The organism is Proteus sp. G2300 (genome assembly GCF_009915965.1).
GTDB classification, from domain to species: domain Bacteria; phylum Pseudomonadota; class Gammaproteobacteria; order Enterobacterales; family Enterobacteriaceae; genus Proteus; species Proteus vulgaris.
Genome location: NZ_JAABNK010000014.1, coordinates 31,622 through 47,162 on the forward strand (window position 1 = coordinate 31,622; position 15,541 = coordinate 47,162).

At 32.7% G+C, this 15,541-nt stretch carries 16 protein-coding genes; 11 read left to right on the plus strand and 5 right to left on the minus strand.

Features of this window, described 5'->3' with window-relative positions; translation table 11 throughout:
- Positions 1 to 16: 16 nt before the first annotated feature.
- The 4 genes from GWI97_RS07980 to GWI97_RS07995 all read right to left on the minus strand — a co-directional run bounded on the left by GWI97_RS07980 (position 17) and on the right by GWI97_RS07995 (position 3,752).
- Positions 17 to 946: a Dyp-type peroxidase gene (locus tag GWI97_RS07980; protein ID WP_036934774.1), complete on the minus strand. Its 930-nt coding sequence runs from the start codon at positions 944 to 946 to the stop codon at positions 17 to 19.
- A gap of 186 nt (positions 947 to 1,132) precedes the next feature.
- Positions 1,133 to 1,714: a YebB family permuted papain-like enzyme gene (locus GWI97_RS07985; protein WP_036938862.1), complete on the minus strand. Its 582-nt coding sequence runs from the start codon at positions 1,712 to 1,714 to the stop codon at positions 1,133 to 1,135.
- 176 nt (positions 1,715 to 1,890) lie between these two features.
- Positions 1,891 to 2,715 (minus strand): VanW family protein, encoded by an 825-nt coding sequence (locus tag GWI97_RS07990; protein WP_036934773.1) that lies wholly within the window; start codon positions 2,713 to 2,715, stop codon positions 1,891 to 1,893.
- A 122-nt stretch (positions 2,716 to 2,837) separates the two neighbouring features.
- Positions 2,838 to 3,752 carry a LysR family transcriptional regulator gene (locus GWI97_RS07995; protein WP_036934772.1) on the minus strand — a complete coding sequence of 305 codons (915 nt, stop codon included), beginning with the start codon at positions 3,750 to 3,752 and terminating at the stop codon, positions 2,838 to 2,840.
- Positions 3,753 to 3,861: 109 nt separating this feature from the next.
- Between GWI97_RS07995 and GWI97_RS08000 the strand changes: the two genes are divergently transcribed.
- From GWI97_RS08000 to GWI97_RS08045, 10 genes are all read left to right on the plus strand, one after another.
- Entirely contained in the window at positions 3,862 to 5,355 is a 1,494-nt protein-coding gene (locus GWI97_RS08000) for an SLC13 family permease (RefSeq protein ID WP_161751898.1), read from the plus strand.
- Positions 5,356 to 5,377: 22 nt separating this feature from the next.
- Complete coding sequence (locus GWI97_RS08005; RefSeq protein ID WP_036934771.1) at positions 5,378 to 5,983, plus strand: histidine phosphatase family protein; 606 nt, start codon at positions 5,378 to 5,380, stop codon at positions 5,981 to 5,983.
- A 639-nt stretch (positions 5,984 to 6,622) separates the two neighbouring features.
- Positions 6,623 to 7,153, plus strand: coding sequence for a fimbrial protein (locus GWI97_RS08010; protein ID WP_036934770.1), 531 nt, complete (start codon positions 6,623 to 6,625; stop codon positions 7,151 to 7,153).
- A 65-nt stretch (positions 7,154 to 7,218) separates the two neighbouring features.
- Positions 7,219 to 7,887: a fimbrial biogenesis chaperone gene (locus GWI97_RS08015; protein ID WP_036934768.1), complete on the plus strand. Its 669-nt coding sequence runs from the start codon at positions 7,219 to 7,221 to the stop codon at positions 7,885 to 7,887.
- Between the two features lie 24 nt (positions 7,888 to 7,911).
- Entirely contained in the window at positions 7,912 to 10,422 is a 2,511-nt protein-coding gene (locus GWI97_RS08020; protein WP_036934766.1) for a fimbria/pilus outer membrane usher protein, read from the plus strand.
- Between the two features lie 87 nt (positions 10,423 to 10,509).
- Positions 10,510 to 11,025: a fimbrial protein gene (locus GWI97_RS08025; protein WP_036934764.1), complete on the plus strand. Its 516-nt coding sequence runs from the start codon at positions 10,510 to 10,512 to the stop codon at positions 11,023 to 11,025.
- A gap of 12 nt (positions 11,026 to 11,037) precedes the next feature.
- Positions 11,038 to 11,529, plus strand: coding sequence for a fimbrial protein (locus tag GWI97_RS08030; protein WP_036934762.1), 492 nt, complete (start codon positions 11,038 to 11,040; stop codon positions 11,527 to 11,529).
- 25 nt (positions 11,530 to 11,554) lie between these two features.
- Entirely contained in the window at positions 11,555 to 11,821 is a 267-nt protein-coding gene (locus GWI97_RS08035) for a helix-turn-helix domain-containing protein (protein WP_179951909.1), read from the plus strand.
- A gap of 8 nt (positions 11,822 to 11,829) precedes the next feature.
- Entirely contained in the window at positions 11,830 to 12,804 is a 975-nt protein-coding gene (locus GWI97_RS08040) for a fimbrial protein (RefSeq protein ID WP_123822368.1), read from the plus strand.
- A 29-nt stretch (positions 12,805 to 12,833) separates the two neighbouring features.
- On the plus strand, positions 12,834 to 13,130 hold the full coding sequence (locus GWI97_RS08045) for a helix-turn-helix domain-containing protein (RefSeq protein ID WP_036934759.1): 297 nt from the start codon (positions 12,834 to 12,836) through the stop codon (positions 13,128 to 13,130).
- A gap of 96 nt (positions 13,131 to 13,226) precedes the next feature.
- On the opposite strand, the gene GWI97_RS08050 is transcribed toward GWI97_RS08045, so the two are convergent.
- Complete coding sequence (locus tag GWI97_RS08050) at positions 13,227 to 14,699, minus strand: anion permease (RefSeq protein WP_036934758.1); 1,473 nt, start codon at positions 14,697 to 14,699, stop codon at positions 13,227 to 13,229.
- 273 nt (positions 14,700 to 14,972) lie between these two features.
- On the opposite strand from GWI97_RS08050, the gene GWI97_RS08055 reads away from it, so the two are divergent.
- Positions 14,973 to 15,539, plus strand: coding sequence for a YceI family protein (locus GWI97_RS08055; RefSeq protein ID WP_161751899.1), 567 nt, complete (start codon positions 14,973 to 14,975; stop codon positions 15,537 to 15,539).
- The last annotated feature ends 2 nt before the right edge of the window (positions 15,540 to 15,541 follow it).

A 15,541-nucleotide genomic window follows, 5' to 3' on the forward strand; every position in this document is an offset into this window, starting at 1 on the left:
TGATTTATTTCTTATGTTAGGTTAAATCATCTAAAAATTCGGCTGATGGAACAAAGAATAATGTGCCTGTTACAGGGGTACTGAATTTAAGTAATTTATCCGTATGACCTTCAGGTGTGCCTGTAAACATATTTTCTAGCATACGATTGGTTGTCGAAAAATAGCGAGCATAGCCAATAAAATAAGTACCATATTCATTTTTTGATGGGTTAGAAAAAGGCATATTGGCTCTGACAATTTTTAAATCTTCGCCGTTTTCATCTTGAATATTGGTGACAACATTATGAGAACCTGGCTCTTTTTCTTCATCGGTTAATTCCACATCATTGAATTTATGTCTACCAATGACTTTTTCTTGTTCGATGAGGGGTTGCTTTTCCCATTCTTCCATATCGTGAATATATTTTTGTACAAAAGCGTAACTGCCACCGCTGAATTCAGGATCTTCATCACCAATTACAGCATAAGAAACACGCTCATCTTCATATTCAGGGTTTTCAGTTCCATCGACAAAACCAATTATAGAACGCCCATCAAAATATCTAAATCCATGCACTTCATCGACAGGTGTAACAATATTCTTTAGCTTTTGGCTGATGATAGACGCTAATTCGTAACAAGCAGAAACTTTGAGAGCTCGAATATGGAAAAAGAGATCACCAGGTGTAGAAACAGCGGTATAAGTCTCACCTTTGATTTCTTTAAACGTATTCAGCTCTTTTGGCTTGGATTGATTAGGGAATAATGCTGTCCATGCATTTGCACCAAATCCTATTACACAACTGGTTTCTAATTCAGGAAAGCGCGTTCTCATACTACGTATAAGACCAGAAAAATTATTACAAAAATCGATCAGAATCCTGCGGCTTTCAGGTAAAAGGGTGAGATTAAAAACTAAAAAATAAGCATTCTCGCAGGGTGATTTCGTGACATCTTGGTATTTCATAATGATCCCTAAATGACGAACAATGAATGAATAGTAATTAAGTCATATTTAAAAAATATTATTTTTTAGTTTTACACCAAAACGCTCTCTATTACAAAGAGAGGGGCTTTTTGTTTTGATTTTTATGAATAAACAGTATCGAAAAGGCGATTAGTTTCTCTGTTTTTATAATGCTAATAAACTATATTAATTAATATTTTCATGGCGTTGATAAACTAAAGAGAGAGCAGGATGTTGCCATAAACTTGCTGGTGTGACAGTGGTTCTCTCCCATGGTATTAGTCCAATAAACCATAGTTTCCAAAATTGTAATTTAGCATTAGGATTTTTACTTAATAATTTTTGGAAGGTTTCGATTTCTCCGATACGAATAGAAAGTGCTGATTTATAAATGTCGAAAATAAATTTAGAGCAAAACTGGCGGGGAGAGTCGTATTTAAAACCCGTGTGATAAAGCTTATTTAACTTTTTGGGAACTTGTGCGATAAGTGTATTTTTTTGTTCATCAGATAATTGTGTCGTTAAACGGCGTATTGCATAGCACTTATCTGATGAGCGATTAATAAAACGTGTTAATGACGTTGTTGTTGAGAGTGGAATACGGCTTTCTGCCACTAAATAATCTTCCCCATTATGGTCTATGATAATGCCAACATGATTACTCCAGCATAAAGAAGCGGAGGAAATTTGACGAAATAAAAAGGTACCAATACAGGTAAATACGATATCACCAACTTCTAATCTTTGTGGATAATCAATTTTTAACATCATTATATTACCTATTTAATAGAAGTAATAATTATCATTCTTTGACTCTAATAAATAGATAGGATTTCTATTTGATAACTCAATGACTTTAAAATAAAAGTGACTTCTAATTTAATGTAACCTTAATTTTTAGAAGGATGTTATTCATAATTAGAGTATTAAAAATAATGACTTGATTAATTTAATTGTTCATCTGGAATATTATATTTTACGACAACACTATTTTTATAAAGTAATTCAGACGTCAGTAACTTAGGGAAAGCACCCACATTATTTTTAGTATAAATGTCTCGCCAGATTTCATTGCAGCGATATACGTGCTCTCCTTTTTTGATAAAAGCAGAGGATTTTTCGTAGAGATGGTAACGGTATTTCCTCACTTCATCACAAAGGAGTTCACCTTCTAACTGATGTTCAGCGACATGTAATCTAATTTGATAATCATAAGGTGTTGGATTATATAAAACTAAATCCACATAATTATAGAAGATAGCCGCACCGGATCCGAAAGGAAGAACTCTTCCTTCATCAGGGAAGGGATCAAAACTGTGATTAGCTTTTTCAATTACTTTTAATTCAGAATGTAGTGCTAACCAATGAATTAAATTACTTGCCTGACAAATTCCTCCACCAACACCTTTTTTGGCTTCACCGTAAGAAAGTTGCATACCATCAATAAAACCTCGTTTATAACTCGGTTTTCCAACTAAATAACAAAAAGAGAAATATTCACCAGGGCGGATGATGACACCATCAAGCGCTTTTTCAACTAGTTTAAGATTTTTTATCTTATTGTATTGTAATTGAAGATCAGTATCGCCACGACGGCTAATTAATTTAGATGTGTGTTTGATATAACGGAAAGGAAGCCGTTGTTCTTGTTGAACATTTTTGCTGTATTTTCGTCCAGAAAACCGCCAGCTCAGCGAACGAAATAAACGTCGCTGAGCCACTCTCAACATATAAAGAATAGGGTGATAAGATGAAAGTGTTTTGCGCATAAAATCCTTTTAAATGATGTTACAGAAAGGAGGAAAATAGAGGGTGTATCATAACGATTTAACAAAAATATTGATACGCGAATATCCCTAAAATAGAGTAAATAAGAGATTAGATAATCAATTTACTTATTGATATCTTTAGTTAAAATTTTGGCTTGAGATTGTAAGACAGATAAAAAATTCTTAGTGGCAGGAGAGATATATTTTTCTTTATGATGAAAATAACGAATGCCCCGACTAAATTGAATATCATCAAAAGGAATCTCACATAAAAGGCCTGATTCTAATTCTTGCAAAATAGATAAGCGAGATAAAACGGAAATTCCTAATCCATGAATAACACCTTGCTTGATCCCTTCTAAACTATTTATTTCCATTACATTTTTAATCTCTTTATTATTTTCTTTGATCCTATCTAATAAAAAATCACGAGTGGCAGAGTGCTCTGGTTTGATCAGAAAAACTTCGGATGCAATATCAGAAAATCTACAATGTTTCTTTTGAGCTAACCAATGTTTTGGAGAGCAAATAAGTACGAGAGGATCGATAAGAAAGGTATCAAGATGATATTCAGTCGGATCTAAATAGATATGATCTGACATGATTAAAAACTCTAATTCTTGAGTATCAAGTTTATGGATAAGTTGTGTTGAACTTGAAATATCCATGCTGAGTTTGACGTCTGGATACTGTTTTCTAAATTGCGCCATAATTTGTGGTAATAGGTAAACACCAACAAAATGGCTAGCACCAAACTTAATTTCACCTTTAGAGGGATCATCAAATTGTCGCATATGCTCGGCAGAGGATTTAACTAGATTAATAATCTGGGTTGCGTATTGTTGATACACCTTACCTTGCGGCGTTAAATAAAGCCGGTTGTTGATCCTTTCAAACAATGTTGTTTGTAACTCTTCTTCTAATTTTCGAATTTTAATACTCACACTGGGCTGAGTGCAAAATAGGCGCTCTGCGGTTTCGGTAACATTAAAACCGTCTGCGAGTAAGAGGAAGGCATCAAGTTGGCTTAAATTCATAGCAAGACCATAAATTATTTTTATAGTTATAATATAATAATACAATTATCTTTATACCTCAATATTTCTATACTGAACTTCCCACCCTACATATTAAGAGGAATCGGTTATGGAAAAGACTGCGAAGCGAGATGATATCGCTAAACCAGCGCCATCATCACCAAAAAAAAATGGTAAGAAAATCACATTAAAAACAATAGGAATACCTTTAGCTTTATTGGCATTACTGGCTTTGTTTTTTATGCCAACGCCTGATGGATTAAGTATTGAAGGACAAAAAGCGATTGCTATTTTCTGTGCTGCATTAATTCTATGGGTCTGTGGCTCTTTACCCATTTATTTAACATCAATGCTAGTGATTGTGTTACTGCCAATGACTGGCACGGTAACAAAAGAAAAAGTCGTTTTTGGTACATTAGGTTATGACGTTATTTGGTTAATGGTCTCCGCATTTGTTTTAACCTCAGCCATGATCAAATCAAATATTGCTAGACGCTTTGCGTTATGGATGATCACCAACTTTGGTCAAACACCTAAAAAAGCGCTCTTTGTTCTTGTATTAATAAATTTTTGTATTGTGTTTTTTGTTCCTTCAACAACGGCAAGGGCAACGTTAATGGTGCCTATTTGTATGATTTTGCTTGAAGTGCATAAGGCTATTCCAGGGAAAAGTAATTATGGAAAATTAATGATGTTACAGGGAGTTCAGGCTGATGCTTTAGCGACATCGGGTGTCATGACAGGAACTGCTGCTAATATTATTGCGGTTGGATTTATCAATTCACAAGCGGGAGGATCTATTGGTTATATTGATTGGTTAATTGCATCCTTCCCATTAGCTTTAATAGGGATGACTCTTTCATTCTTTGTCGGATTAAAGCTTTTCTCTTTTAAAGGCGAAGTTGATTTTGAAGGTTCTTTGAAAAAATTAAAAAAAGAGCGTTCAGAACTTGGCTTTTTAACACTTAATGAGAAAAAAGCTATGTATATCTTCTTGATGACAGTCTTTTTATGGGCAACAGAAAGTTATCATCAGGATGTCGTAGGGTTTAAAATTAGTGTCTATATGACGGCTGTTATTGCCGCTATTCTTTGTTTAATGCCCCGTATAGGTTTATTAACTTGGAATGAAGCCAATATCAAATGGGATCTAATGATATTTGCAGCAGGGGCTTATGCGGCAGGTAATACTTTAGAGTCAACGCAAGGAGCACAATGGTTAATCGGTAAAATGGTTTATGGACTTGGGCTCGAAAATATGAGTACTACCATGGTCTATATTGTGGTTGTCTTTATCTGTATGTACAGCCATTTGATTTTTACCAGTAAGACGGTGAAAACAACCATTTTAATTCCAGCTATTATTGCACTTGCTAAAACATTAGGTATGGATCCCGTTACATTAGCATTAGCAGCATCATTTACACTGACTTATACCATTACTTTACCACCTCACTCAAAAGTAAATACCATCTATTTTTCAACAGGTTATTTTAGTGTATTAGAGCAAATGAAATACGGGTTAATTACGTGTTTTATTGGAGCATCAGTAATTTCTATCGCGATATTTACTTGGTTCCAAATTCTTGGATATGGCTTATAACCCATTAAATTAAGGAATAATAATGAGACTAATTTTATTAAGACATGGTGAAACCTTATGGAATATGGAATCGCGCTTACAAGGACATGCTAACTCGTGTTTATCGCCAAAAGGTATTAATCAAGCAATAGCGATAAAAGAGAGTATTAAATTATTATCACCCGCTCGGATTATTACGTCAGATTTAGGCCGAACAGTTCAAACAGCCGAAATTGTTGGTCATCCAGAAGCTGTAAAAGAACCGTTATTGCGTGAATTAAATATGGGAGAATGGACAGGGCAACGAAAACCAGAACTCATAAGGCATCAGGCTGATAAATATAAAAATTGGCGAGCTGGGACATATACGCCACCTAAAGGTGAAAATTGGTTTGATTTTTGCGATCGTATCGGTACCACCTTACAAAGGTGGGTACATAAAGAGGATAGTGATTTATTAGCTGTCGTGCATAGTGGTGTTATTCGAGCAGCTTGCAAAGTATTTTTAAATCTATCACCTGAATTCTTATTACCGGCAACACCAGGTACAATAACAATATTAAATTTTGACTCTAATGCGAGTAAGGCACCCAAATTAGAAGCTTATAACATTGGCTCTTATATGCCAGATAAGAATGTCGCTGATTAAATATTAATAAGAATTGATTATCAAATTAATTGTAGTGTTTTAATTTTATAAATATATTTAAGTGAATTACTCAGATATTAAATCAGAGCAAGGGGAACCTTGCTCTTTTTTTATGTAAAAAATTTGAATCATATATTTTATATACAATATTTTTTTATTCTTTTGACGTTCAAGTTGTAACTGATAAGTTAAATCAAATTTTGTTCAAAAATAATACGTTAAGGTTTTAAAGTAATCAAAATTGAATGAAAAATATCATATATTATTAAGCAAAAATAATATTTTTTTAATTCACACTATATGAGTTACAAAATAAAATAAAAAATTCTTTATTAATAAAAAATAGTGTTTAACTTTTATTTTGATTTAACAATGTTGTATCAAGATATGAAAATTTTAAATAATTAAAAATAAAGTTCATTAGTTAACTAATAAAGAGTTTATCTAGTTTTAAATCCTGATTTAAATCAAAATATTGAATATTATACCGCTATAACCAAAACTTGTTTATTGTAAAAAACAATTAGATAATACTCATATATTGAGTTAATTGCTTATTTGATGTTGATGAGTGGATTAATCAATATATTAAAATAATATTAATAAATATATTAAGAATGACCTATTGGAGAAAAATAAATGAAGAAAAGTTTACTTGCAATGTTTATTGCTAGTAGTTCTATTTTTGTAGTTAATAATGCATTAGCTGCAGATGGCACTATTGATTTTACAGGTGAAATTATAGATAACGCTTGTGAATTAGCTGCGGGTTCTGATGCATTAAAGGTGAATTTAGGTAAGGTATCTAAAACAGCATTACCAAGTACAGGTAGTACCGCTGCAGCAACAAAGTTTACAATTAAATTAATTAATTGTCCTGCTACAGTGAGTAGTGCTGCTGTAAAATTTGATGCGGAATCTTATTCTGGTGACGATAGTGTTATCGCTTTGAAAAAAGAAACAGGTGTAGCTTCAGGTGTGGGTATTCAAATTACAGATGATACAAATACGGTCGTTCCATTATTTACTGCTTCTAAAGTTTATCCATTAAAAACTGGTGCTGGTGTAGTAAATAATTTGGATTTCCGTGCTCGTTATATCGCAAAATCCGATACTGTAACTGCAGGTCCTGCAAATGGTAATGCAACATTTACTATTAATTATAATTAATATTATCTAAAAAATAAAAAGGTTTAAAGGGAATTGAACCTTTTTACTCTATTGATGGTGAAGATATGAAGTTTATTATCTATTCTTTTATTTGTTTGTTTGTTTTTTTTAATACAGCAAATGCTGGTGTTGTTATTGGTGGTACTCGCGTTATTTATGATGAAGGGAAAAAAGACGTCAGTATTAGTGTGGAAAATCCTGATAATATTCCCTATTTAATTCAATCTTGGGTTGATGATATTAATGAGAAAAAACAATCAAACTTTGTTATAACGCCTCCATTATTCAGATTAAATGGTAGTAATACAAATGCATTAAGAATATTTTTAACTGAAAATAATTTGCCTAGTGATAGAGAATCACTATTTTGGTTAAATATAAAAACAATTCCAGCGACAGAGAGAACAGAAAATTCTTTACAAATTGCATTTAAGACTCAGATGAAATTAATTTTTAGACCTAAAGAGCTAAAAAATGTCAACTTTGTAGAAGAGCAGAAAAAGTTAGAGTGGTCAAAAGTGGGAAATAAAATAAATGTAAAAAACCCAACCCCTTATTTTTTTAATTTTCAAATGATTAAGTTTAACAATAAGGCTGTTGAGGATGTTTCTTATGTCGCCCCTTACTCAGTAAAATCATTTGATATTAATAGTGAAGAGGTACATGGCACTATCAATTGGGAAGTTATTAATGATTATGGTGCGATTACTGATTTATCAGAGATAAAAATATAATCTTCTATAAACTTAGGTTTTAATATGAAAATGAATAAGATATGTATTAGCCTATTTTTATATTTAGGCTATACAGCCTCGTTATATGCAAATAGTTCTAATTTAGATAATGTTTATTTTGATCCTGATTTTTTAGAATTACCCAATAAAAGTACGATTGACTTATCTCACTTTGAAAATAATGAACAATTAGCGGGTACGTATTATGTTGATGTTTATGTTAATACTGATTTAATTTCTACTGAAAATATTAAATTTGAAAAGAAAGATAATGGTAATTTAATACCTTGTTTATCAGTAAATGATCTTACTAAATTTGGCATTAAAACTGAAGATTACTCTGGTTTAAATAAAGAAGAAAATAGTTGTGTAAATTTATCAGTGATCCCTAATGCAAAAAGTAATTTTGAGTTTAACTCTCAACGTTTGTATTTAAGTATTCCTCAAATAGCATTAAATAAAAAACCTAGAGGGTTTGTTGAACTGAGTAATATAGATAATGGTATTACAGCGCTATTATTAAATTACAGTTATAGTGGTTCAAAAAATTATGATCGTAAAAGTAATGGGTCAGACACAACATCAAATTACATTAATTTAAGACCAGGAATAAATATAGGCCCTTGGCGTTTGAGAAATTATACCACCTGGTCTAATAGTGATGAAAAATCGAGCAAGTGGGATACTGTTTATACTTATTTATCGCGAAGCATTAACCGAATTAAAAGCCAATTAATTTTAGGGGATGGTGTATCACCTTCATCTGTTTTTGACAGTGTGCCTTTTAGAGGGGGACAGCTTTCTACAGATGATGATATGTATCCTGAGAGTTTACGTGGATACGCACCTGTTGTGCGCGGTATCGCACGTAGTAATGCTCAGATAACGATTAGGCAAAATGGTTATACGATTTATCAAACAGAAGTCGCCGCAGGGCCTTTTGAGATTAATGATTTATATCCCACAGGGAGTAGTGGAGATTTATACGTCACAATAAAAGAATCTAATGGGAGTGAACAGCATCAAATCGTACCATTTGCTTCTTTGCCTGTTTTACAGCGTGAAGGTTATTTATCTTATAGCATCACAGGAGGTGAGTATCGCGCTTATGACAGCGATATTGAAAAACAGAAATTTGGCCAATTTACATTAATTTATGGTTTACCTTATGGAACAACAGTCTATGGGGGAAGCCAGCTGAGCAATAACTATCAATCATATTCTATTGGTGCGGGAAAAAATTTAGGGGCATTTGGTGCAATATCCATTGATGTTATACAGGCAAATTCAACATTAAATAATGGTAACACATCACATGGACAGTCTTATCGTTTTAGATATAACAAAAACCTAAATACGACAGGAACAAATATTGCGTTAGCAGGGTATCGCTATTCGACTGACGGATATTATAGTTTATCGGAGGTTTTTGATGAATATCGGAATGGCGCCAATGCGCCAGAAATTGAACGCCGTCGTAATCGTGCGGAAATTACGATTAATCAAAATCTGGGTGAGCGGTACGGCTCTCTTTCTGTAGGGTATGTAAGAGAAGATTATTGGAATAGCGATAGAAAAACGCAGTCAGCGACGCTGGGTTATAACAATAGTTGGCAAGGGATTAGTTATGGTTTGAATTATACCTATAATAAAAATACAAATACTTATTCTTATAAATCAAGTAACTATTCTAAAAGTGAGAATGAGCATCAATTAGCGCTTTCAGTAAGTGTGCCGTTTAGTGTCTTTGACGATACTTTTTATTATAACTTTAATACAAATAATAGTAGTCAGAGTTCGAGTACGGGAAGTGTGGGATTATCCGCATCTCAATTAAATAATCGATTAAATTGGAGTCTACAACAAGCATTTACGAATCAAGATCAAGGATCTTCTGGTAATTTAAACGCATCGTATAAGGGTAAATACGGTGAAGTGACTGGAGGCAGTGGATATAGTAAGGATAACTATAATTTATATTATGGCATTAATGGTAGTTTAGTTGCTCATTCAGGGGGGGTAGTTTTGGGTCAACAACTTGGTGAAACTGCTGCTATTGTTGATATTCCTGATGCAGGTAATGTGACAATTTTAAATCAATCTGGGGTAGAAACTAACAGTTATGGTTATGCTTTAGTGCCTTATATTACTCCATATCGTAAAAATGCAATTGATATTGATACTACAGCATTACCGGAAAATACAGAAATGGCATTAACGAGTCAGACCGTTTCCCCTAGTCGTGGTGCATTAGTAAAAGCAAAATTCTCTGCGAATGTCGGATATCGTGCATTAATTACGTTAACACTAGAAAATGATGAGTTAATTCCTTTTGGAGCGCAGGTGATTTTTAAAGATAATCCTCAATTGAATAGCATTGTAGGTAATGATGGTGAAGTTTATTTATCTGGATTAAGTGGAAAAGGTGAGTTTATTGTTAAGTATAATGATAAACAATGTAGTGCAAATTATAATTTATTAAATGATTCTCATTATTTAGGTCTCTATAAGACTACCGTAGTTTGTCATAAATAAATAACATAAATATTTTATTCATCCAATTATAGTATTACAGCTAATTAAAATATAGCTGTCGATATCTGCTACGTGTAGGAAATAAGAATGGAAAAGATAATTAATCAGTTATTTTTAATAAACGCTCTAATAATAAGCCCTATATCTTGGGCTTCAGACAGTGTTAATTTAAATTTTACTGGCAATATTAGGATCGCTACATGCAATGTTTCGAGTGGCGATAATATAAATGTTGATTTGAAAAATATACCAGCAGCTAATTTTGAAAAGGCAAATTCAGCTTCTAGCTGGAATATGTTTAATATAGAGTTTCAAAACTGCTCCACGGCAATTAATCAAATAAAGCTTACGTTTTCAGGTATATCTGATGTGGCTGACTCGAGTAGTTTATACAAAAATCAAGGAAGTGCTGAAAATATCGCAGTGCAATTAGAGAATTGGACGGGTACGATAAAACTAGGGAATCAACAATCGCTATTCCTTACATTAAATGGGCAGACTAGCATTAAATTGGGATTACGAACACGAGCGTTTAGTCCATCAGGAAAGGGATCGCCAGGCACAATATCAGCAAAAGTGACTGCAAATATTATCTATTTATAAAAGAGAAATAATATGAAAGCGATAATTTTTTTACTTCTATTTTTTTCATCTTTTACAATGGCGAGTACTGTAAATATTAATATTTATGGAACAGTGACAGTATCGCCTTGTGAGATTGAGAATAAGAACTATTTAATTGACTTTAAGAAAGTAAATATTAGAGAGTTACAAAATAATCAGAACACAGATTGGATCGATTTTTCAATAAAATTAAAAAATTGTCCAGTAAGTACAAAAAAAGCAACGATAACGATAGCTGGTACTGCTGATCCTAATAATGGAAATTATTTTATCAATAATGGAACTGCAAAAAATATCGCATTAAATTTAATAGAAAATAAAAATAAAACGATAGTAAAAAATGGAACTAAATTAGAGGCAATAATTAATAGCCAAACCAAAATGGCTGAATATCTTTTAGCAGCAAGATTAATTAAAACCGGCAATGGAATGAGTACAGGAACATTTAAAAGTCATCTTGAATTTACATTAATTTATAATTAAAAACTACTTAACCTAGGAGTAGAAAGTGATTAATCGCTATCCTGTATCAAAAGTAATAGGTAGGAAAATTACTTATTATAGGAAAATGAAGGGGATTTCGTTAGATGAATTGGCATCACTCATTGGAGTTAGCCAACAGCAACAATCAAGATATGAACGGGGGATTAATAGAATTAGTCTGGATAGACTTAATCAATATGCAGAGATATTTAATATCCATATAAAAGACTTTTTTATTTTAGATGAAAAAGATAATTGTGAAATTAAAACTATTCTTTTAAAAAAAGAATGAGGCTAAAAATGGGAAATATAATAATTAAGCCATTATTATTAAGTGGAGTGTTAATTTATTCTACTTACTCTACTGCTGCATGCATACAGAATCCTAATTATAAAAATATTATTGTTAATGTACCCAATCGAGTTTTTAATATTCAATATGACGATCTGACGACAAGAACACTTGATACAATTAAACTTTCGTATCTTCCACCCTACACAGCATCATATGAAGGGGATAATGGTCTCTGTGGAAATGCTATTATTACTGGGCGTTTTATTAATGGATGGACACCTAATTCTAATAAGATAGCAGCAACCAATATCCCTGGTATTGGAATAAGAGTAAAAATGACTAATATTGGTCATATAAATACTAGTTTCCTCAAAGATAATGAAAGACAAAAATATATAATTAATAACCCAACTTGGGTTGTTGAGATTATAAAAACAGGCAGAGTAACTCAATCGAATACATTAATGGGAGGGAATTTAGCACGTATGGAGCAAAATAATACATTGCCTAATACTAGTCGATGGATTTTATCAACATTGAGAATACCAATTGGTTCAATAAAAGTAAATTCACTAAAGTGTACAACAAAATCAAACAATTATAATATTAATTTGGGAACATGGTATGACACTCAGTTTAAAAATATCGGCGATGTTAGCCAAAATGTTAATATTCCAATTACGTTAAGTTGTGCCGCGGGAACCAATATTAAAGCAACGGTGACAAGTAGTGCCGGATATATTGATGCAAACACAGGAAAATTAAATTTATCGGGCTCTAACCGTGCAACAGGTATTGGCATTCAAATAGTCAATAGTAATAATACCCCAATAAAATTAAATACAAAACTTAATTTACAAAACAATGTTTCTTCTGGTGATTATATTTTTAATTGGAAAGCGCGTTATATCAAGACGAGTAATAAGATAACAGCAGGCACTGCAAATTCAGTAGCAACAGTAAATATTTTATATGAATAATATATTTTATTTATTTTGAGGATGTTTTTATGAATAAGAAAATATCAAGATTAGTTGGAAAAAAGATCCGAAAATTGAGAGAAATGTATTGTATGACTGGAGATGAGCTCGGTGCATTACTTGGCGTTAGTCAGCAACATCAATCTCGTTATGAAAATGGAGATACTAATATTCATGCTGAAACACTGTATCGTTTGTCTTATCTTTTTGATGTTGAACCGGAATATTTTTTAAGTGATTTGCTTATTGAAGATAATAAGCTTGATAAAGATAAAGTCGATAATAAAAAAAATCACTATATGGCTGAAGTATTATTCATACAATAAATTTATTAATAATGCCTAAGATGATTTATCATTTGGATAAATGGTGTAATCATGAGTACTTAGGCATTAATGCTCCTATAGTGTAGATATTTATTCTTACCAATATCCTAACAGTTTCCACCATACACTACCCAACGTTATCCAAACGATAAGATTAACAACACTCATCACAAAGCCAGTTTTCCACCATTCGCCCAATGTGGCGTAACCTGAACCAAAAATAATGGGCGCAGTACCTGTACCATAATGGGTTAATGACATCATTAATGAAGATGAGAATGCCAAAATAAGCCCTAATAACATTGGTGGTGCGCCAAGTGCTAAACCTGCGGCATAAAACGCGGCAAACATTGCGGTAATATGCGCGGTGGTACTGGCAAAAAAGTAGTGAGAATAAACATAAATTAGTACCAGTAATATCATGCCACTGACCCAACTTATTCCCATACTATCAATACTTGCCCCTACGCTGAGTGACAACCATTTAATCAATCCTAATTTTCCTAAGAAGGATGCCATCATTACTAAGGCAGAGAACCAAACAACGGTATCCCATGCACCTTTGTTTTTTAAAATATCATCCCAATTTAAAACACCTGTACATAATAAAATCGATAAGCCAATAAATGCGGCTGTTGTGGCATTAACACTGAACGCATCACCAAATAACAATGCAGGTACACCCGCCCACATAATTAATAATAAGGCGAAGACTGCAAGGGTTATTTTCTCAGGTAATGAAATAGGCCCTAATTGCGCTAAACGCTCTTTAGCAAAATGGGGGGCATTTGGGGTACTGGTTATTTCTGGCTTATAAAGCAGATAAATAACGATAGGCATTAATATTAATGAAACGATAGCGGGTACAAAAGCCGCAATTGCCCACATAGACCAACTAAGCTCATGTGTAGGATCAGTTTCACTGATAATTAAACTCACAATTAGTGGGTTAGGAGCTGTTGCCGTAATAAACATGGCAGAAGTAATTGGATTTATATTGTAGTTCACTAAAGAGAGGTAACGACCTATTTTTCCACTTGTGCCATCTTCTGCTTTAGAGTTAAAACTGTCTGAAATAGAACGCATAATTGGGTGAATAATCCCACCACCACGTGCGGTATTACTTGGAGTTACAGGGGCTAATATTGTTTCAGCAATAGCCAATGAATAGGCTATTCCAATGGTTCTTTTGCCAAATAGTGAAATAAAATAATAACCAATTCTAGCACCGAGTCCGGTTTTATTTAGGCTCATTGAAACCATAATGGAAATACCAATTAACCAAATAAGATCATTGGAAAATCCACTTAATGCATCACCGATAGCGGCTTTAGTTGAATTAGGATTAGTAACACCTGTAACAGCGACTAATGCGATAGCAATAATAGAAACAGCACCGATAGGAAGTGCTTTACCAATAATGGCGGCGATAGTACCAACAAAAAGGGCTAATAAATGCCAAGCATTGGGATCAACGCCTTCTGGAATGGGAATAAAAAACCAGATAACCAGGGTGATAGAGATGGCGATTAATGTCGGTATGGGTCTTAATGGAGTCAATTTGTTCATCAGGTTATTCCATTAGGTTGCAGGTTAAATAAATAATCGGAAGTAAAAGGTAAAGCTAATAAGTATTTTTATTAAATACGATGTTATTAACATATTATTAAATATTCATTGATTGATGTCATAAAAATAAAATTATTTATTAACTTATTTTTAAAAATAAATTTTTTATGTAACCTAGTGTTATTAAAATACAATGTGATTATGTATCTTTATGTTTTTATAAAATATTTTCTTTATGGGTATTACTCTATAAAAATAGATTAGGGAATTATAATGAAATTTATTTTACCTGCCGTATTATCTTCATTATTACTTGTGCCAGCAGTACAAGCCAATGAATATAAACTTGAACCAACGCATACTAAGGCAATGTTTTATATTGACCATTTTGATACTTCAACTAACAGTGGTGGTTTCTATGAAATTGAAGGTGATTTAACATACTCACCAGAAAAGAATATAGGAAAAATAAACGTTTCTATTCCAGTTAAAACACTAAATACGGGATTAACGGCATTTGATAATCATGTGAAAAGTGTAGATATCTTAGATGCAGATAAATACCCAACAATTCAGTTTTCTTCAGCAAAATGGTATTTCTCGGATAATAAACCCACATCCATTGAAGGGTTATTAACGATGAAAGGAAAAACATTGCCAGTTAAATTAACAACAACCAAATTTAATTGTTATGAAAGTCCTGTATTTAATGCGCCAGTCTGTGGTGGTGATTTTGAAACAACCATTAAACGTTCAGATTGGAGCGTGGATTTTTTGGTCAAAGAAGGGATGGCTGATAATATGACATTAAAAATTCAAGTTGAAGCTATTAAGCAATAAAT